We start from the raw sequence: 19,856 nt of genomic DNA, 5'->3' as shown, positions 1-19,856 counted from the left end.
CGCTTCGCTACTTGCTCACAGCGTGCCCCGCTTCACCGGGCATAACCTCATAGCTGCTGTCGCAGCTTGTCAGAAGGGGCGACACCCCTTCTGACACAAGTAAGTCCCCACCCGCCACTTATGCCGTTTCGGCATTAAAGTGGGGAACTTATTTGATGAGGTTAAATAGTCTTCGTAAGCCCCTTCATAAGTCGAAAGATCACGGAGTGAGGGATTGTCTTGCACATAAGCCGGAAGGACTTCATGGTGGTTCCATATACAGAAACCGGACTTCCCATCATACTGTCCCGCAAAGCAATACGCACCACCTTCTTAGGATCAGCCATGACGATCCGCTTATAAAGAGGGATCTTTCCTGTGGTTTCCGCAATATCGAAAAATTCGGTTTTCACTGGACCCGGGCATACCGCCGTCACATAGATTCCCTTTTGCTTCAGTTCTTCATTGAGGGCCCTGCTGTAACTTAACACAAAGGATTTCGTAGCCGCATAAATAGCAAATCCAGGTTGGGGCAGAAAGGAAGCAGCAGAGGAAAACTGTATGATGCGGCTGTTCTTCGACATGTAGGGAAGGACCATATGGGTCACGGCACAAAGGGCTTCGCAGTTTAATTCCACCATGCCCATCTCATCTCCTATATTTATGCTCCCCACGGCGCCGATTTTTCCATAACCTGCCGCGTTGATTAACCACTTTACCTCCGGCTTTTCTTTCGCCAGGATATCCTCTAAGCTCATCAGCTTGCTCTTATCCGTTAAGTCAATGGCAAAGGTCCGGACCTTAACCGGAACGTGAGGGGACAGTTCTTTAAGCCGGTCTTCCCTTCTGGCTATGGCCCATATTTCTCCAATCCCATTAAAACGGTCAGCAATCTGCATGATAAATTCTCTTCCCATGCCGGAAGATGCACCTGTTACAATGGCAATCTTCATAATCGTTCCCTTCTTTTCTATTATTTTTGCCTACATATTTGGGGCAGAGTCCACCCCGCTTTTCCGGATGTGAATATACCCGAAGGGTATTTCTTTAAATTCAGGATTATTTTTTACCTGCTTTTTTATGGATGTTCCTAATGGTCTTTTTCTTTTGCTCCCGACGATCTTTTGTCTCTGAAGCCGCCCCTCTTTTCCCGCTGCCAAGATTCTTCCCTGTTTTATTCTCTGAGAAACCACCTGGAACACCTGTCTTCGGACGGATTAAGCATTTTTTGTCATAGCCGATCAAATCGGTGCGGCCTGCCAGCCTTAATGCCTCGGAAACCAATTCATAGTTTTTCGGATTCCGATACTGGATAAGCGCTCTTTGCATGGCCTTTTCATGGGGATTGACCGGCACATAAACCTTTTCCATGGTACGGGGATCATATCCCGTGTAATACATACAGGTGGATATGGTGGAGGGGGTAGGATAAAAGTCCTGGACCTGTTCCGGCATATATCCCAAATCCCGTAAATATTCTGCAAGCTCCACGGCTTCCGAAAGTCCGGAGCCTGGATGGGAGGACATTAAATAGGGAACCAGATACTGTTTCATGCCAAGCCGCCCGTTCATGTCCTTATATTCCTTTACAAACTGGCGATATACCTGATTCCGGGGCTTTCCCATCTTTGAAAGCACCTTGTCTGACACATGCTCCGGGGCCACCTTTAGCTGTCCGCTGACATGGTACTGACAAAGCTCCTTTAAAAACTTTTTGCCGGGATCTGCCAGCACATAATCAAACCGGATGCCGGAACGGATGAATACCTTTTTCATCTTTGGCAGGCTTCTCAGCTTTCTCAGTAACTCAATATAATCCGTATGGTCCGCTTTCAGATTTTTACATGGTTCTGGAAACAGGCACTGCCGGTTGGGGCAGGCCCCTTTCGTCATCTGCTTTTCACAGGCCGGGTATCTGAAATCCGCCGTAGGACCTCCTACGTCATGGATATATCCCTTAAAGTCCGGCTCCTCTGTTAAAAGCTTCGCTTCATCTAAAAGAGAGTTATGGCTCCTGGCTTGTATAATCCTGCCCTGATGAAAGGTAAGAGCACAGAAACTGCAGGCGCCAAAGCACCCCCGGTTGCTGATCAGACTGAATTTAATTTCACGGATGGCTGGAACTCCTCCAAGCTCCTCATAGGAAGGATGGTAATTCCTCATATAGGGGAGGGCATAAACCTCATCCATCTCCTCCATGGAAAGAGGCTTGGCCGGAGGATTCTGAACGACAAACAGATTATCTTTATATGGCTCCACCAGACGCTTACCGGTATATGGGTCCGTATTATTATATTGAATGTAATAGCTTTTTGCATATTCTTGTTTTTCAGCCTTCATTTTGTCAAAAGAAGGAAGGATCTGGGCATCATATACGGATTCCAGGCTGTCCGTCTTATAGACCGTGCCATCGATAAAAGTGATATCCTTGATGTCGATCCCGCTGTTCAATGCATCTGCAATTTCCACAATGGACGTTTCCCCCATCCCATAGGAGATTAAGTCCGCCTGGGAATCAATCAGGACGGAATGCTTTAACCGGTCCGACCAGTAATCGTAATGAGCCAGACGCCTTAAGCTGGCTTCAATGCCGCCAATGATGACAGGCGCTTTCTTATATGCGGACCGGATCAGGTTACAGTAGACCGTAACCGCATAGTCAGGACGCTTTCCCATAACGCCCCCTGGTGTATAGGCATCCTGCTGTCTGCGTTTCTTTGAAACAGAATAGTGATTTACCATGGAATCCATATTGCCGCCGGAAACCAGGAATCCCAATCGTGGTTCTCCTAAAACCTGAATGCTTGCCCGATCCTTCCAGTCCGGCTGGGATATGATCCCCACTTTATAGCCATGGGCCTCTAAAAGGCGGCTGATGATGGCATGGCCAAAGGACGGATGGTCCACATAGGCATCTCCGGTGACATAAATAAAGTCACATTGCTTCCACCCTCTGATATTCATATCAGCCCGGCTCATGGGAAGATAATCGTGCATCATGATATTTCGACCTTTCTTTTCAGTATCTGGTGATAATCGTATATAAAATAGTCAGCCAGCTGCCGTTTTTCTTCTTCCATCTCTCTGGAAAATTCATCATCAATGGCGCAGACCGTCATGCCTGCCCGTTTCCCTGCTAAAATTCCGGCAGGAACATCCTCAAAGACCAGGCACTGAGCAGGAGATACGGAAAGCTCCCCTGCAACCTTTAAATAAATATCCGGCGCAGGCTTTCCATAAGTCACCTCGCAGGAAGTAGCCACCACTTGAAAATATTGCCCGATATTTAAAGAATCAATCACCGCATCCACCATCTGTCTGCCATTGCTGGTGGCAATTCCGGCCTTTAATCCTCTTTCAGTAATGTATTTAAGAAAATCTCCAGCTCCCGGCTTTAACCAAACCTCGTTCCTGTATTTTTCAATGGACATATCCGTCCACACAGCCTTGATTTCCTCAAGGGATTCTTTCAGCTTGAACCGCTCTTTAAAATAAAAGGCAGTTTCTGAAAAGCTCATCCCTTCAATCTCCTTTTGTAAATCTTCCGGACATGTAAGCCCTCTGCTGCTAAGAAATTCTATATCAATGGATTTCCACATCCACATGGAATCAACCAGTGTTCCATCCAGATCAAAAATCACAGCTTTCTTTTCCTCTAACATCCTCTGCTTTTGTCTTCCTTTCCTTGTTATTGCCCATGTAGTCTGGGCATAAAGGGATACCCGAAGGGTGCTTCCTTATTTCCCATGACTTTTTAATTTCAGGATTTCATCCTCTGAAAGCGGGCGGTATTCACCCGGTTTTAATGCCTCATCTAATATCAGGCTTCCCATAGACATTCTCTTTAAGTATATCACACAGCACCCAAGAGTTTCAAACATCCGTTTGACCTGATGAAATTTTCCTTCCCGGATGGTCAGGTGGATTTCAGAAGGTACTTCACCCTTCCCCTGCTTTCGTACTTCCAGCCGGGCTGGCATTGTGGGAGTTCCATCGGAAAGCACAAGCCCTTCCTCTATACGTTCCTTTGCATCAGGCGGAAGCTCCCCTTCAATCCGGGCAAAATAAACCTTATCCACATGCTTTTTGGGAGACAGAAGCCGATGAGCCAGGTCTCCGTCATTGGTGATGAGAAGAAGCCCCTCCGTATCAATATCCAGCCGTCCTACCGGAAAAAGATCATCCCGTTTCCGTTCCTCAATAAGACTGATCACGGTCTCATAACGGGAATCTTCTGTGGCAGATACCACGCCCTGAGGCTTGTTTAGCATGTAATATTCATACCGGACATAGGACACAAGACACCCATCCACGGATACCTGTTGTTGTTCCGGATCGATTTTACGCTCCGCCCTTTTCTCCGGTATGCCATCTACCAGAATCCTGCCTTTCCTGGCCATTTCCTTGATCTGGCTTCTCGTTCCTTCTCCCATCTCTGTTAAATATTTATCAAGTCTCAGTTCCTTCACTATTGCCACCGCCATCCCGGATAGTATTTGTTTTTAAGCGTCGCTCCGCTGCCCTTGGCAAAGCCCAGGGGGAAGCCTTCCACGCAGATCAGGCACCAGCCTTTTATAGGGTCCTCTCCTTCTTTCAAGGAAATGGTTTCTCCCTTTAAATAGCGGATCACCCTGTCATCCCGCTTTTCCCAGGAGACAACTTGTTTGAACTCTTCCGGTTTTAAGGCCATAGCAAAGGCCTGTCCCGGTTCAAAACGATCCTTCTTCATCTCTCCCAGCAAAAGTCCGGTCCTTAAATAGCGCAGGCTTTTCGTATTCTCCTGGAAATGTTCCGGCAAATAATAAACCGCATCATTCTTTATCCGGATCCGGGAACTCTCCATGGGCTTTGAGACCATGGTAAGGAAATTAGAAAGTTCAGCAGGAAGGGAAGACTGTTTGCTTCCGGCCTTCCCATAATCCTCATGTTCTGCCGGGCTGCCTTTCTTTTTTAACAGCGCCAAAAAATGCCCCTCTCCCTTGATCTTATGGGGAAAAAGGCGCAGGCAGCCAGGGAGGCCGATCCCACCGCTGGCTCCTTCAAAAAGAGGAAGCCTGACAAGCTCCATCTCCTCATGGCGCTCCAGAGTCCATCTGATGATATCTTCATTTTCACAGGCAGAAAACGTACAGGTGGAATATAAAAGATATCCGCCAGGTGCAAGCATGTCTACCGCCTGATCCATAATTTCCCTTTGGATCGCAGCATAATACTCCGGTCCGTGTTCCTCATAGCTCTTCACCATATCCGCATCCTTGCGGAACATCCCTTCTCCGGAACAGGGAGCATCAACCAGTATTTTATCAAAAAATTCACCGAAGGTTTCCTTTAATTTCTTTGGTTCCTCGCTGGTGACACATATATTCTCGATTCCCCACAATTCTAAGTTCTTAAGCAAAGCCTTTGCCCTGGAATTGCTGATGTCATTGGACACCAAAAGGCCTTGGCCTTTCAGCCTTGCCCCCAGCTCCGTGCTTTTCCCTCCTGGTGCTGCACAAAGATCAAGGACCTTGTCTCCCGGAACCACAGGAAGCAGGCTTGCCGGCGTCATAGCGCTGGGTTCCTGGAGATAATAAAGCCCGGCGTAATAATAAGGATCTTTTGCCGGACGTTCTTCCCCTTCATAGTAAAAACCGTTATGGATCCAGGGAACGGGCTTTAGCTTAAGGGTTGTCATGTTTGTAAATTTTTCCGGGGTTATTTTAAGGGTATTGATACGCAGCCCATAGAGCCGTTCCTCTTCAAAGCTTTTTAAATACGCTTCATACTCTTCTTCCCCTAATAGATCTTTCATTCTGTTTAAAAATTCTTCTGAAATCTTCCGTTCTTTCACGTTGTCGCTCCCATCTTGCGTCAAAGAAGTTCGACTCGCCTTAGGCTCATCGAACGGCAAATTTACCAAAGTAAGGCGCGCACTTCTGCCTTCATTAAATAAACTATGCCTATGTAAGCAATCTTAATATAGCTTATCGAAATTTGCAAGGCAAGTTTCGATAAATGGCCTGCTTTTTTAGCCCGTCCATCCGATTACCGGAAGCGCTTTTTTTGCTTCCGATAATATATAACTTACCGGAATTTGCAAAGCAAGTTTCGGTAAAAGGGCTGCTTTTTAGCCCGTCCATCCGATTACCGGAAGCGCTTTTTTTTGCTTCCGATAATATATTAATACGAATATTTCAACCGGTATTTCTCCAGGTATTTTAAGACCCAATAGGGATTTACGCTCATTTCCTCATTATGATCGGTCTGCAAATAAATTCCCAAATGCAAATGGACTGGAAAGTTGCCGGTAGTCCCCTCTACCTGGCTGTAACCGGTGTCCCCCATAAATCCCAATAGCTCTCCCGCTTTTACCTCGTCCCCTTCCTTCCACTGCCTGCTGTAGCCGTAAAGATGGGCATAATAAAGATACGCTCCCTTTGGAGTCCGTATCCCGATCCGCCAGCCGCCCTTTTCCAGCCACCCCACCTTTTCCACCACTCCGTCGCTCATGCTGACCACCGGATAATGCCCTCTGGGCTGGTCCTCGCCCATGATGTCGCAGCCTTCATGCCCTCGTTCTCCTCCGTAGGTCCTGTTGTCCATCCAGCCGTTTTGATAGCTTATATCCGGAGAACCGGGCTGAACGGATAAGGGGATCGGGAAAAACTTTAAATCATATAAAATGGTTTCATAAGCCTGACGGAGCTTTCTATACTCCGCCGGCTTCACCTTTAAAAGTCGGTCCGTATGGGTGTCACGGTCCGTGACACCAGTCAGATCATATTCATGCTCCACCATTAGGGAAGTCAAAGTATCATAATCAAGAGAATCCCATTCCGCCACCATTTTTCCAAGCTTTAAGCTTCTGAAGTCATCGCTTTCCCAGGTATAAGCGTCGAGCTGGTAAAAGGTAGGATTATTATACAGGTAATCGATCATGGTTACCTGGAAAACAGAAAGGATCAGGATGAAAAGAAGAATCACCATCATATCAGTCATGCCATTTCATATAATTATATAAAACAATCTATTCAGGTGTACATGAAAAAATCCTTTTTCCGTCTGCTTTCTGTTGCTGCCTTAATTCTGTTGCTCCGTTTTCCGTCCACAGCCTTTGAAGGGGCAAGAAACGGACTTGTTTTATGGGGCTCAGTCGTGATACCCACTCTTTTGCCCTTTATGATCTGCTCCAATGTGATTGTTGCTTTAAATGCAATCCGCATCCTTATTTTCCCCGTCAGAAGGATCCTTCATCGATTCTTTTGCCTTTCGGATGCAGGAAGCTATACCCTTGTTTCCGGACTTCTCTGTGGTTATCCCATGGGAGCCAGAACCTGCAGTGATTTTATGGATAATGGACGCATTTCGGAAAAAGAAGGAAGATACCTATTAGCCATCTGCAATCATCCCAGCCCCATGTTTTTGTTAGGCTATGCTGCCGGAGGACTTCCATCATCCGTACCGGTCTGGCTCCTTCTTGTCTGCGTTTACTTACCCATAATTCCACTTTCCATTGCAGCCAGGAGCTGTTATGGCATAAACGGACCTGCCTTGTCCCTTCCGGTAACCAGAGAATCCTCCAAATCCTTTGATGACAGCCTGATGGATTCCTGCGAGGTCATGGTAAAGATCGGGGGATATATCATGCTTTTTTCCATCCTTGCCCTCTACATAACAAAACTTCCCATAGAACTCCCCCAGTATAAGGCCCTTATCCTGGGATTTGTAGAAATGACCACAGGAATCAAGGCCGTTTCCCAGGCCTTTTCAGGAATCTCCGCAGGTTTATGGATCGGAACCGTAACCGCTTTCGGGGGATTATCCGGCATCTTTCAGACAAAGAGTGTTATAAAAAATGCCGGATTATCCATCCGGCACTATGTAGCTTGGAAAGTACTTCACAGCTTCCTTACCATCATACTTTTTATTCTGTTGTCCCGTTTTCTTCCGTTCCTTCCACGGGCATGACAGCTCCTGTCAGCTCCTGGCGGTTAGAGGAGACGATATCATAGCTTGACTGCATGGAAGTCATAAAAGCGTCAAAACGGCCCTGAGCCCCTTCCATGGAATGACTGATAATAGTCTGAAGGCTCTTTAACATGTCATCCGTATACTGGACAGCGCTTTGCCTGATTCCGTTGGCATCAGAAACCGCCTGTTCCACGATCTGCTGGGCTTGGTTGTTGGCCTGTTCAATAATATCATTGGCCTGGGTGTATGCTTTCTGCATAATCTCATGCTCATTAACCAACTCATTGGTCTGAGCATTGGCCTGGGCCAAAATAGAATCCGCCTGCTGGCGGGCTTCATTCATAATGGCGTCACGGTTGCTGATGATCTTCTGATACTGCTTGATTTCATCCGGAATGCGCAGACGAAGTTCTACCAGAAGCTCTTCAAGTTCATCCCTGTTGACCACAATCTTACTGTTGGAGAGCGGCTGGTATTTGCAGCTGTCAATATATTCTTCAATTTCACCGATTAACTGTTCAATTCTGCTCATCATAATACGAACACTCCTTACCCTTATTTCATTCTATCTTCCATCTTCTTCATTACACGCTCTGCAACGCATGCAGGTACAAACGTGTTTATCTCTCCACCGTAGGCGGCAATCTCCTTCACAATGCTGGAACTCAAGTAAGAATATTTTAAATTCGTCGTCAAAAACACAGTATCAATCTCTGGGGCCATGACCCGGTTTGTCTGTGCGATCTGCAATTCATATTCAAAATCCGTTACAGCCCGAAGCCCGCGAATCACTGCATCCGCCTGTTTGGCTCGTACAAAATCTACCAAAAGCCCTCCAAACGATTCCACTTCCACGTTGGGAAGTTCTTTTGTAAGGCTCTTTAACATATTAACACGTTCTTCTACAGAAAACAACGGAGTTTTTGAATTATTATTTAAAACTCCTATGATCAGATGGTCCGACATCCTGGCAGAACGTTCAATAATATCCAGATGACCAAAAGTCACCGGATCAAAGCTTCCCGGATATACTGCTTTTCTCATATGGTCTCTTCCTTTTCCTTATTATTACCCGTGTATTTTGGGCAATTTCTTAAAGTCCTTTCCTTGCTATAAAAATATGTTTATTGGTTTTATAATTCTTTTCTCTTATCATCCGATATCCCATATTCTCCAAAAAATCAAAAGAAGTTTCTAAAGAAGCTTCCACAATCATCGTCGTGTCCTCATCAATCAGCCGGGAATCAGCCAGATACTGCAAAACCTTTTTTTCCCAATCTTGATTATAGGGAGGGTCCATAAATATAAAATCAAACACATACCCTTTCCCTTCCAGTCTTCCAAGTCCTGTTATGACGTCGCAATACATCACAACGGCGCCATCCTCCAGTTTGGTGGTCTTTAAATTCTCACGGATGCATTCAACTGCCCCCGGATTCTGTTCCACCATAACCGCCAGCCTGGCTCCCCGGCTCAGCGCCTCGATTCCAATGGCCCCGCTGCCAGAGAATAAATCCAGAAAACAGCAATCAGGCATGTCCCCTTGTATCATATTAAATAGTGTTTCTTTAATTCTATCTGTCGTAGGCCGCGTATCCTGCCCCTCTATAGTCTTCAAAGCAAGCCTCCTGGCTTTTCCGGCAATTACTCTCATAACAATTCCTCACTTTATTTTTCCAAACCATTATAGTATGAAATCGGTAGATATACAACTGATTTTTCGCGCCAGCAATGAGCCATGGTGAAAAAATACAGAAATTCAGGCGCGTTGTGCTTGCACATAAGCACCTGAACTTCTGTATTTTTTCATAGGGCGAAGCCCGCGACCCAGACTGCGCTCCGCGCAGTCTGGGTTCCATGGCGGACTCCGCCACCGCACCAAACCTTTCCAGCCACCTTTGCCATCTCACCAAACCTTTCCAGCCACCTATGCCATCTCACCATAAAAAACAGGAGCCGCAGCCCCCATAACTGATTATCAGTTACGAAACTGCAGCTCCTGCTTCCCTTCAATCGTCCATGAATTGGACTAAAAGTTATTTCTTGTTATATTCGAAGGGTGTTTCTTTGTTTTTTACAGATTATTTACCTGCCATCTGTCTTTCCTGGGCTTCGATCATCTTCTTAACCATATAACCGCCTACGGAACCGTTCTGAGCAGAAGTTAAGTTACCGTTGTAACCGTTGGTTAACGGAACACCAATCTCGCTGGCTACTTCCATTTTAAAACGATCCATTGCTTCTTTTGCCTCTGGTACATTTGTAGTATTAGATCTACCTGACATAATGATATGCCTCCTTTTCATCTATTCACCATGATTTTGTTTTTTTAATAATTCATGGTGTGTTTTGTGCTACACTCCTATTATGGCTGGAATAGAATGAAATACACTAGAAGGTTTTTCGTAAAATGTTTTTTTCTGGAAAAAAATCGAGCCCTCAAAAACATTCTCATGCAGATACGTTTTTAACCCTGATTCCCTGACTCCAATATTTTTTCAATATTCGTTTTCACCAACTGAAACGCAACCTCATTCATGCCGCTGTTTATAATAACATCCGCCATTGGTTTCGTAGGCTCCACATACAAATAATGCATAGGCTTAACTGTAGTTAAATACTGTTCCACAACACCCTCGATATCCCGGCCTCTTTCCTTTACATCCCGGATCACCCGACGAAGGATCCGTTCATCGGCGTCAGCCTCCACAAAGATTTTTATATCAAACATGCTCCTTAAGCGCTCATCTGCAAAAACCAGGATCCCCTCGACTAAAATAACCTTTTTAGGCTCCACCTTCACCACATTTTGAGAACGGTTGTGCATGGAATAATCATAAACAGGGCAATCAACCGATTCTCCTGCCCGAAGCTTTCGAAGCTGCTCCAGCAAAAGCTCTGTTTCAAACGCTTCGGGATGGTCATAATTCATTTTCTTTCTCTCTTCAAAAGAGATCCCATCCTGCTTTGTATAATAATTATCATGATAAATAACCGCGATATCATCACAAAATGCATCCTTTAACCGGTTGGTAAAGGTCGACTTCCCTGAGCCGGTTCCTCCGGCAATTCCAATTATCACACACTTCATCTTCCGTGCTCCTCCACTCGTTTACCGTACAAAAGGGTTCAACCTCTTAAAAAAGTTTGAACCCTTTTATCATTTACTCAATTACAGTCGCTTCCTCATATACAACCGCATTAGGTTTTATTGCATTATAATAATTAGCAAAAGTAACCTTCATATAGGGATATACATAAATGAAAGCAAGGCCGCAGGTGACAAGGCCTAAAAGCTGCCATAAAATAAAGGACAGCTCCAGAACAAAGAACTCCCACTTATGTCCTACCATCATTTCCTTACTTTCACGAATGCATTGCATAATACCTTTACTTGGATCCTCAACCATAATAATAATAGCCTGTGAATAGCGGTAAGCAGCTATAATTCCCGGAATGATTAAAAGCAAGGTCCACAAAAAAGTAAGCAAAGACACCATGAGAATCAATCCCAGAGCTTTTAACAAATACCTTACAGATCCGAATAAATCCCCATATGACATAGTATCATCCCTGTTAGCAACTTTTAAACAGTAAGACTGATACCCAAACTGGATAATGGTACTAACAACAATATTAATCACTAAAAAAATAACGCTGCTGGCTGCAAATGCTCCGGTCTGGCCTAAATCCCCATAAGCGCTCGCATTCTCTATCATGCCCTGCCATATATCAAGAAAACCCTGCACTGCAGATAATATAACCATGATGACACCCACTATTATTGTAACCATAAAAGGACTTACCATCGCATCCCTCATGGCATCCTTTGCATCAAATTTTAAGGCTTTTCTACTCATTACATTCCTCCTGTTTCCTTGCATTCATAATTTTACGTAAATTAGTTTATCATTTGCTGTCGATTATTGCAAATATTTTCTGCAAAAATCAAAAAATCAAATTATTTTAACTACAAATTAAGCTTATCATAGCTTTTCTCAAGATACTCTTGCAGCTTACCTTTCAGTTCCTGGTGTTCCTCTTTTTCCAGCTCCGGATCCACATTAAAAAGCCGTTTCACTTCTTCTGATACAGTCTTTAACAGGTTTGCATCCGTAAATATATCCCCCAGTTTAAATTCAAGATCCCCACTCTGCCTGATTCCGAAAATATCACCGGGTCCCCGAAGCTTTAAATCCTCTGAGGCAATAAAAAAACCGTCATTGGACTGGTTTAAGATATCCAGGCGTTCTTTCGTCCCTTCCTGTTCCGAAGCTCCTACCATAATACAGTAAGACTGATATTTCCCCCGCCCCACACGCCCTCTCAGCTGGTGAAGCTGAGCCAGCCCGAAGCGTTCTGCATTTTCAACCATCATTACCGTCGCATTGGGAACATTCACTCCTACCTCGATTACAGTCGTAGAAACCAAAACTTTAATTTCCCCGCCGGCAAATCTTTCCATGATCCCGTTTTTTTCCTTAGGCTTCATTTTCCCATGAAGATATTCCACAGAAATTCCCGGAAGTGCCTCTCTTAAAATTTTCGTATAATCCATTACATTTTCCGCATCAATCATCTCGCTGGCTTCTACCATAGGGCAGATCACATAGGCCTGCCGGCCGCTTGCTATCTCTTTCCGGATAAATTCATAGGCCTTCTTCCGGTAGCCGGTATCTACCACACAGTTTTTAATGGGCAAACGGTTTGCCGGCAGCTCATCAATGATAGAGATGTCCAGATCCCCGTAAATGATAATGGCGAGGGTTCGCGGGATGGGCGTGGCGCTCATAACCAGAACATGAGGCTCTTCTCCCTTTTTCCCCAGCATTTCCCGCTGGCCGACTCCGAACCGATGCTGCTCATCGGTGATCACCAGTGCCAGATTATCGTATACCACCTTCTCCTGAATGAGGGCATGGGTTCCTATAATGATATCCGCCTCATGGGAAGCTATCTTTTCGTAAGCAATCCTTTTTTCCTTCGCCGTCATGGAGCCTGTAACAAGTATGGGCTTTTTGTCGATCTGATGCGCGGCGAACAGCTCTGTCATGGATTCAAGATGCTGCTTTGCCAGTACCTCCGTAGGCGCCATAAGAGCTCCCTGATATCCGTTATACGCAGCCTGAAGGAGGGAGAGTATGGCAATGATCGTCTTACCGGAGCCTACGTCTCCCTGAATAAGCCGGTTCATGACCCTGCCTCCCGACAGATCGCCGTATACCTCATTTAAAACCTTTTCCTGGGCATTGGTAAGAGAATAGGGAAGGCTTTTCCTCAAGGCCTCCACTTCAGGAGAGAGGCTTAAGATATAAGCACTCTTTTTATCCTCTCTGCCATCCTTTAAACGCCGGACCGCCATGAGAAAAAGAAAAAACTCATCAAACACCAGTCTTTTTCTGGCAAATAGCAGTTCGTTCCGGTCCGTCGGAAAATGAATATGTTCAATAGCAAAATTATATTCCGCCAGTTCGTGTTTTTTTCGCAAATCGGCAGGCATATAATCCCGTACCATACTCCGGATGCTTAACGCCTGCCTTTGAGCTCTTACAATGGTTTTATTGCTCAGTCCCTTTGTCTGACCGTAAACAGGCTGCATGGAATGCACCACCTGCTCATAGGCCTCTTCCGTAAATACCTCCGGCTGTTCCATGGTAAGACGTCCGCTTTTCTTCACCACCCTGCCACGGAAAACAGCCCGTGTCCCTGCTTTTAAAGTGGAGTGAAGATAGGGCATATTGTACCAGGTGAGCAAAAGAGTTCCCGTCATATCCTTTAAAGTTGTTGTGATGACCTGGATATGACTGTACCGTTTTACATCCGGAGTCTTGTAAAGCATACCTGCCACTGTCATCACCTGATCCGGTTTAAGCTCCCCAATGGGGCAAGGCTCCTCATAGGTGTCATAGGCCCTTGGATAATATTCCAAAAGATCCCCAACGGTTATCACTCCCACCTTTTGAAACAATTTCCCTGTTTTTTCACCGATTCCCTTTAAGGAATCAATTGACTCACCATTCAAAGACGGGTCCTCCTCCTTTCTTTTTACCTGCACAGCAAAACCGGGCAGACAGGCCTCGTCTGCCCGGTATATAAAATGCCGCTGGCTCTTTTTATTCTACTGATATGAGATAATAATAAATCGGCTGTCCGCCTGCATGAAGCTCTACCTCACATTGGGAAAACAGCACTTCTGCTTTTTCCTTAAGCTCTTTTGCATCCTCTTCTTTAACATCCTTACCGTAATAAACGGTCACTAATTCAGATTCTTCTTCCACCATGGCTTCCATGGCTTCTAACACCGTGGACTCAATTTCCTTTCCAACCGCCAGAATACCACTGTCGCCAAGCGCCATGATATCCCCTTCCCGGATCTCAATATCATCGATCATGGTATTGCGGACCGCATAGGTCACCTGCCCGGTTTTCACTCGGGACATCTCTTCTGTCATAATCTTCTCGTTATCCTCCGGTGATAAATCCGGAGCAAAATTGATGATGGCAGTAATACCCTGAGGTATGGTTTTTGAAGGGATCACAATAACCTTCTTGTCTTCCATCAGGCTTTTGGCCTGCTCTGCAGCCAATATGATGTTTTTATTGTTTGGCAGGATATAGATGGTGTCAGCATTCACCTTCTCGATGGCATTTAACATATCCTCTGTACTTGGGTTCATGGTCTGACCGCCCTGGATCAGGTAATCTGCGCCGATCCCCCGGAATATTTCATCGAGACCTTCCCCGGCAGATACGGATATAAAGCCATAGGGTTTTCTCTGCTCCGCCTTTTTTTCACCCTCAGCCTTCTGCTGTGCCGCAAGTTTTTCCGATTCTTTAATTAATTTTTCCTGATGTTCTTCCCTCATATTATCGATCTTCATGCGGGATAAGGAACCATAAGTAAGGGCCTTCTGGATAGCAAGTCCCGGATCATTGGTATGGACATGGACTTTTACCACGTCATCGTCCGAAACAACCACAATGGAATCACCAATGGATTCCAAGTATCCTTTAAAATCGCGCTCGTTCTTATCATCATAGTGGTTTTCCAGATTAATGATAAACTCGGTACAGTAACCGAACCGGATATCAATGTCAGCAGTTGTTGCTCCTGAGGCTCCGGTAGTAACAACCGGGCGCTTTTCAACCTCTACAGATAAGTCTACCTCCTTGCCCGACAGGCAGTCAAAGGCTCCCTTCATTACCTGCATAAGGCCCTGGCCGCCGGAATCTACAACTCCGGCCTGCTTTAAAACAGGAAGCATCTCCGGCGTCTGGCTCAATACGTAATCACCATGTTCGATTACCTTCTGGCAGAACTCAAGGATATCCTCTGTCTCAGTGACCAGCTCCGCAGCCTTTTCTGCCATTCCTCTGGCTACTGTAAGAATGGTTCCCTCTTTGGGTTTCATGACTGCTTTATAAGCTGTTTCTGTTGCCCGTACAAAGGAATTGGCTAAAACGGTGGCAGTCACCTGATTGGCGGCAGCGATCTCTTTTGTGAAACCACGGAACAACTGGGACAGGATCACACCGGAGTTTCCTCTCGCTCCTCTTAATGAACCGGAGGAAATTGCTTTTGCTAACGATTCCATGGTAGGATTCTCAATGGCAGCCACTTCCTTTGCCGCCGCCATGATCGTCATGGTCATGTTGGTTCCGGTATCTCCATCCGGCACTGGAAACACATTCAGTTCGTTGATCCATTCTTTCTTTGCTTCCAGTCCTTTTGCTCCTGCCAGAAATGCCTTCTGCAGCATTTTGGCGTCTATATACTTCATACCCACGGGTAGTTTCCTCCTTAATCAATCACTCTTACGCCTTCGACAAAGATGTTTATCTTATCTACTGTCATACCTGTGAATTCTTCTACTTTGTATTTTACATTTTCAATCAAGTTATCCGCCACCGCAGAAATGCTGACCCCATAGGCTACAATTACATGGAAATCAATGGTGATATGGTTGTCCTGGATGTTCACATTGATTCCATGAGTCAGGCCTTCCCGTTTTAAAAGCTTAACAAGTCCGTCTTTCATACTGACAGCCGCCATACCGACGATACCGAAGCATTCCACTGCGGTCGTTCCGGCATACATAGCGATAACATCAGGGCTTACCTGGATTTCGCCCAGTTTATTATTAATATAACCCTTCATAGTCTCTACCTCCGTTCTTTCTGTCTGTTTTGATTATACATGATTTTTCCAAAAAAAGAAACAAATTTTTAATTTTCACTTGCAAATCCATGTATTTTCTGTTATCATACATTTGTTGTGGATTTTTCAACCATAAAAAGTCCAAGTCGCTTTTAAGGAGGTGCAATCATGGCTAAATGTGCAATTTGTGAAAAAGCTGCTCACTTTGGCAACGCAGTGAGCCATTCCCATAGAAGATCCAATAAGATGTGGAAAGCAAATGTGAAGTCCGTTAAAGTAAAAGTTAATGGCGGCGCTAATAAGAAGATGTACGTATGTACTTCCTGCTTAAGATCCGGATTAGTTGAAAGAGCTTAATCGAAGGAAACTCCTGGCTGATATCAGTCAGGAGTATTTTTTTGTCTTTTTTCATGAGGCCGGACCTTTTATAAGGCTGGCCTCATTTATTTTTAACAGCATTGCTTATTCAGCAGCAGAACAGGTTATATCCCAGTACCAGACATCCGATAATAAAAAGGATCGTTACGATAGTCGCCGGGATAAAAAGCAGAATTGCCATGCCCGCTCCAAAGCAGAACAGCATAAGTCCGCATACTCTTCTCATATCATCCCTCAATCCATTCAGGCTATATAATATCCTATGCGGCTTATCCCTTTATTATTCTTCCGCTTTTTTCTTCTCTTCCGAAGCGGCCATCTCCTCCGCCACCTTTAATGCTTCCGGGGAAACCTCTTTTGTTCCGCCGGCAAATTTATTGACAAAATCCGGAACCATATCCAGAATTTTCGTTACAGCATCCTGCTGTTTGATGTTAACCAGCTTTGTTACTCCATTCTGAATGATTAACACCGCACTGGGGCTCATCTTTGCATGCATGCCTCCTGCCCCGTTATGCTTTGTATCTCCCGCAAAGGATCCCGCGGCCATGCCGCAGGTCACATCCACCAAAGGCAGAATGATCGTATCATCCACCTTTACCGCATCTCCTACCACAGTTTTTGTCGCCACAAAAGAATCCATTCCCTTAAACAGCGACTCTACCGTAGATGTAAAATTATTCTCTGCCACGTTAAGCAATTCCTCCTTTATGAAGCCATCCTTTTAACAAACGCCTGAAATTTTTATCCAACAGCATCCGCGATCCAATGAGAAGAACCGTCGCCATACGGATCCTTCCGCGAAACGTTCCTTCCACCGTAAACACCGTCTGGTCAAAAACCGGATACAGGTTCAAATGCTTATGGCAAAGCGGATAAATAACGCTTGCATAGGTGAGCACCTGACCGGTCAGATACGGATCATCAAAGCCAAAGGTTATATTTCCCTTTCCCCGGCGGGGAAGGATATGGCGGATCAATCTTTTTACCTGTCTAAAAAGCAGCTTTCCTGTCTTCTGGTTCTCCTTATTGGAAATCCAGGCATAAATCTCATCTTTTTTGTCTTTTATTGTTCTCAGTGTATCACAGATCCGCAGGAAAAAAAACTTAAGTTTTATAAAAGCCCTAAGAACCTTCTTCTTTAGCTTTTCAAACACTCCCATAAACCGGAATCCTTTTTTCTTTTTTGGCTCTTCCTTCGGAGGCGTCGGATTTCTTAATTCTTCCTTGGGAGGCGTCGAATTACTTAATTCCTCCTTTGGAGGCGGCAGGTTCTTTGGTTCTTCCTTGACCCTGTCATGAATTTCATCTTTCACTTCCTGTGCATCTCTTATGGGTTCCGGTTCCATTATTTCCATGGCCTGAACCATAATATCTTCCGCTTCCTTAAGCTCTGAGTCCATCTTTTTGGGTTTTCCTATGCGGAAGCCAAAAATCCGTACCCTCACGATTAAGTCTTCCTCGAACTGAGCTGTTACGGAAAGGATATGTAGCAGCCAGGTAATCCTGGCTTTCCCCTTCACCTTTCCGTCATAGGATCCCTCTGCCTGGTACCGTACCGGAACCAGAAGGATCAGCAGAGCAGCAGCGAGGACAAGCCCTAATACGGCAAGCACCAGCAGCCCTAAAATTTTAAGTATAAACAAAATTATATGAAGCATGAACACCTCACACCTTACCGGCTTCTTTCATTGCTTTCGCCCATGTATTTCGGACATAAAGGTATCCCTTAAAGGGGCTTCCCTATAAAAGCAGGCAGATCGAAGCCTCCAGTTTTCCGGTACATATCACCGATGATATTCCCGGCCACCTCTAACGCTTCCCAGTAACCGGACGCAATGCCTAAAATGAGAAATTCCTCCTCCTGGTAAAGAGGCCATAAAAGGGACATTGCCGGATAGATATCAAGTATATTATTCCCATTTAAAGCAGGCGTAATCACATAAATCCCTGGTCCAGGCTTTAACCTGCGGATTCCCTGAATAATCCGGTAACGTTTCTTCTTCGCTTTCTCACCTACGTACAAACGGTCAAACCAGCTTATTTTCATCATCCATCAGCTCTTCCAATAATTCCTTGCAAGTTTCCTTTTCCGCTTCATCCAGGCAGCTTTTTAAGCTTCCTGCAATATATGCCTGTATTTCGTCAATTGAATTGAAATAGACAGGGAGGTCTGATAAAACCTTCGCCATTATGGCCCGGATCACAGGTCTGGAGACGCCAGAGAATACCTCCTCAAGCTCTTTAAAATACTCCTTCGCCGTTTTCTCCAGATAGGAACGGTCAACAACAGCCGCTTCATCCGCCTTACCTGTTTCCTTCTGCTCATCCCGGCTTTTTAATTCCACAAAAGAGCTTCCGGATAAAAACCTGTCTACATTTACAGCTTTCACATAATCCGGATCTTTATTCCGATCGTCGTTCTCTTCCGGCAGCTCGGTCCTTAAATACCGCTCATAATAAGCTTCCTGCCTTCCCTCCAGCTGAGTAAGCCTGTCAAAAAACTCTTCTTCTGCAGGAGAATAATCTTCTTTTATGAACTTTTCTAAAATCTCCGTAACCATGGAGCAGTAAAGTTCTTCCTCCTTCACATCAACAACCGCATCCGGTCTTGCAAATACCAGAACACAAAAATCATTGATAATATCCTGGAGCATGATATAAAGGCCGGATTCATCCATAAGACCCTCGCAGGCAAGGCCAAGCTTTTCAGAAGCTTCTTCAAAGTCTTCAGCGGTCATATTCCCGTAATCCATAAGCCGGAACTGTTCCAAAAGCTTAAAAAGATCCTTATGCCCTTCTTCCATTCCGGAAGGAAGCTTCACCATGGATTCTGTGCGGAGGTTATACATCATATCCTTAAGATTCTCCATGGGAGAACCAATGTAAACGGACAGTCCTTCCATAACAAGACTGAAAAACTTCTGTTTTGTCAGACGGACCGGAAGCTGTCCGATGATCTGCCTGATCCTTCCGTTCATAACGGCCGTTTCCTTCGTATCCGTTACGAATCCCATAAGACGCTGTGCAAAGCTATCATCATCACCTTCGGTTTCCGGCAAAGACATAAACTTCCGTTCCAGGCGGTTTATAACATATTCATAAATCTGAAAGCAGTCCGTATAGGAAGTCAGGACCTCCACTTCATGAGTGATACCCTCGCGAAGCTTAAGCAGTTCCTCTTCCACATCTTTTCCGGAAAAATGCTCTTTTAGCAGCCCGTTAAGCTGCAGACAGTAAGCAATAATCCGCTCCGGAATCACCGGCTCCTCCCCTACGGTTTCAAATAAAGTATAATAATTCAGCACCAGTCTTACATAAGAGTACTGGTACGCTGCAGTCATCTGTTTTTTCAGCAAACGGGTTTCCAAATTTATCTCCTCCCGGA

At 45.1% G+C, this 19,856-nt stretch carries 22 protein-coding genes; 2 read left to right on the top strand and 20 right to left on the bottom strand.

What is annotated here, in order from left to right; all coding sequences use genetic code 11:
* Positions 1 to 161 precede the first annotated feature (161 nt).
* The 6 genes from RT269_RS01360 to RT269_RS01335 form a co-directional block, all read right to left on the bottom strand.
* The gene (locus RT269_RS01360) at positions 162 to 932 is read right to left on the bottom strand and encodes an SDR family NAD(P)-dependent oxidoreductase (RefSeq protein WP_313180211.1); all 771 of its coding nucleotides are present in this window, start codon (positions 930 to 932) and stop codon (positions 162 to 164) included.
* A gap of 106 nt (positions 933 to 1,038) precedes the next feature.
* A complete protein-coding gene (locus RT269_RS01355; RefSeq protein ID WP_313180210.1) occupies positions 1,039 to 2,979 on the bottom strand; it encodes a YgiQ family radical SAM protein in 1,941 nt (646 codons plus the stop codon).
* Entirely contained in the window at positions 2,976 to 3,641 is a 666-nt protein-coding gene (locus tag RT269_RS01350; RefSeq protein ID WP_313180209.1) for an HAD family hydrolase, read from the bottom strand. Before RT269_RS01350 ends, RT269_RS01355 begins: the two co-directional genes overlap by 4 nt.
* Before the next feature lie 75 nt (positions 3,642 to 3,716).
* On the bottom strand, positions 3,717 to 4,463 hold the full coding sequence (locus tag RT269_RS01345; protein WP_313180208.1) for a pseudouridine synthase: 747 nt from the start codon (positions 4,461 to 4,463) through the stop codon (positions 3,717 to 3,719).
* Positions 4,448 to 5,812, bottom strand: coding sequence for an RsmB/NOP family class I SAM-dependent RNA methyltransferase (locus RT269_RS01340; RefSeq protein WP_313180207.1), 1,365 nt, complete (start codon positions 5,810 to 5,812; stop codon positions 4,448 to 4,450). Before RT269_RS01340 ends, RT269_RS01345 begins: the two co-directional genes overlap by 16 nt.
* Before the next feature lie 329 nt (positions 5,813 to 6,141).
* Positions 6,142 to 6,951: a M23 family metallopeptidase gene (locus RT269_RS01335; protein ID WP_313180331.1), complete on the bottom strand. Its 810-nt coding sequence runs from the start codon at positions 6,949 to 6,951 to the stop codon at positions 6,142 to 6,144.
* A 51-nt stretch (positions 6,952 to 7,002) separates the two neighbouring features.
* Here RT269_RS01335 and RT269_RS01330 point away from each other — a divergent pair, with 51 nt between their 5' ends.
* The gene (locus RT269_RS01330) at positions 7,003 to 7,929 is read left to right on the top strand and encodes a nucleoside recognition protein (RefSeq protein ID WP_313180206.1); all 927 of its coding nucleotides are present in this window, start codon (positions 7,003 to 7,005) and stop codon (positions 7,927 to 7,929) included.
* Here RT269_RS01330 and RT269_RS01325 read toward each other — a convergent pair.
* The 9 genes from RT269_RS01325 to RT269_RS01285 form a co-directional block, all read right to left on the bottom strand.
* On the bottom strand, positions 7,886 to 8,467 hold the full coding sequence (locus RT269_RS01325) for a vacuolar family H+-ATPase subunit H (protein ID WP_313180205.1): 582 nt from the start codon (positions 8,465 to 8,467) through the stop codon (positions 7,886 to 7,888). The genes RT269_RS01330 and RT269_RS01325 overlap by 44 nt on opposite strands.
* A 20-nt stretch (positions 8,468 to 8,487) precedes the next feature.
* The gene (gene coaD, locus RT269_RS01320) at positions 8,488 to 8,976 is read right to left on the bottom strand and encodes a pantetheine-phosphate adenylyltransferase (protein ID WP_313180204.1); all 489 of its coding nucleotides are present in this window, start codon (positions 8,974 to 8,976) and stop codon (positions 8,488 to 8,490) included.
* 49 nt (positions 8,977 to 9,025) lie between these two features.
* A complete protein-coding gene (gene rsmD, locus RT269_RS01315) occupies positions 9,026 to 9,586 on the bottom strand; it encodes a 16S rRNA (guanine(966)-N(2))-methyltransferase RsmD (RefSeq protein ID WP_313180203.1) in 561 nt (186 codons plus the stop codon).
* 427 nt (positions 9,587 to 10,013) lie between these two features.
* Positions 10,014 to 10,217: an alpha/beta-type small acid-soluble spore protein gene (locus tag RT269_RS01310; protein WP_038281954.1), complete on the bottom strand. Its 204-nt coding sequence runs from the start codon at positions 10,215 to 10,217 to the stop codon at positions 10,014 to 10,016.
* A 182-nt stretch (positions 10,218 to 10,399) separates the two neighbouring features.
* Positions 10,400 to 11,023: a uridine kinase gene (gene udk / locus RT269_RS01305; RefSeq protein ID WP_313180202.1), complete on the bottom strand. Its 624-nt coding sequence runs from the start codon at positions 11,021 to 11,023 to the stop codon at positions 10,400 to 10,402.
* Between the two features lie 73 nt (positions 11,024 to 11,096).
* Positions 11,097 to 11,792 carry a DUF975 family protein gene (locus RT269_RS01300; protein WP_313180201.1) on the bottom strand — a complete coding sequence of 232 codons (696 nt, stop codon included), beginning with the start codon at positions 11,790 to 11,792 and terminating at the stop codon, positions 11,097 to 11,099.
* A 110-nt stretch (positions 11,793 to 11,902) separates the two neighbouring features.
* Complete coding sequence (gene recG, locus RT269_RS01295; RefSeq protein ID WP_313180200.1) at positions 11,903 to 13,954, bottom strand: ATP-dependent DNA helicase RecG; 2,052 nt, start codon at positions 13,952 to 13,954, stop codon at positions 11,903 to 11,905.
* Positions 13,955 to 14,045: 91 nt separating this feature from the next.
* Complete coding sequence (locus RT269_RS01290) at positions 14,046 to 15,719, bottom strand: DAK2 domain-containing protein (RefSeq protein WP_313180199.1); 1,674 nt, start codon at positions 15,717 to 15,719, stop codon at positions 14,046 to 14,048.
* Between the two features lie 14 nt (positions 15,720 to 15,733).
* Positions 15,734 to 16,090 (bottom strand): Asp23/Gls24 family envelope stress response protein, encoded by a 357-nt coding sequence (locus RT269_RS01285; RefSeq protein WP_024295513.1) that lies wholly within the window; start codon positions 16,088 to 16,090, stop codon positions 15,734 to 15,736.
* Between the two features lie 168 nt (positions 16,091 to 16,258).
* Between RT269_RS01285 and rpmB the strand changes: the two genes are divergently transcribed.
* A complete protein-coding gene (gene rpmB, locus RT269_RS01280) occupies positions 16,259 to 16,447 on the top strand; it encodes a 50S ribosomal protein L28 (RefSeq protein WP_025233002.1) in 189 nt (62 codons plus the stop codon).
* 109 nt (positions 16,448 to 16,556) lie between these two features.
* On the opposite strand, the gene RT269_RS01275 is transcribed toward rpmB, so the two are convergent.
* The 5 genes from RT269_RS01275 to RT269_RS01255 all read right to left on the bottom strand — a co-directional run bounded on the left by RT269_RS01275 (position 16,557) and on the right by RT269_RS01255 (position 19,839).
* On the bottom strand, positions 16,557 to 16,694 hold the full coding sequence (locus RT269_RS01275; protein WP_013272624.1) for a hypothetical protein: 138 nt from the start codon (positions 16,692 to 16,694) through the stop codon (positions 16,557 to 16,559).
* Positions 16,695 to 16,748: 54 nt separating this feature from the next.
* On the bottom strand, positions 16,749 to 17,159 hold the full coding sequence (locus tag RT269_RS01270) for a GerW family sporulation protein (RefSeq protein ID WP_313180198.1): 411 nt from the start codon (positions 17,157 to 17,159) through the stop codon (positions 16,749 to 16,751).
* Between the two features lies 1 nt (position 17,160).
* A complete protein-coding gene (locus RT269_RS01265) occupies positions 17,161 to 18,129 on the bottom strand; it encodes a DUF2953 domain-containing protein (protein WP_313180197.1) in 969 nt (322 codons plus the stop codon).
* Positions 18,130 to 18,197: 68 nt separating this feature from the next.
* Positions 18,198 to 18,521, bottom strand: a complete 324-nt coding sequence (locus tag RT269_RS01260) for a hypothetical protein (RefSeq protein ID WP_313180196.1) — start codon at positions 18,519 to 18,521, stop codon at positions 18,198 to 18,200.
* A complete protein-coding gene (locus RT269_RS01255; protein WP_313180195.1) occupies positions 18,499 to 19,839 on the bottom strand; it encodes a hypothetical protein in 1,341 nt (446 codons plus the stop codon). Before RT269_RS01255 ends, RT269_RS01260 begins: the two co-directional genes overlap by 23 nt.
* Between the last annotated feature and the right edge of the window lie 17 nt (positions 19,840 to 19,856).

Origin of the sequence: Lacrimispora sp. (assembly GCF_032078915.1) — a bacterium.
Classification (GTDB): Bacteria; Bacillota; Clostridia; order Lachnospirales; family Lachnospiraceae; genus Lacrimispora.
This window is presented reverse-complemented; position numbering and strand designations above follow the sequence as displayed.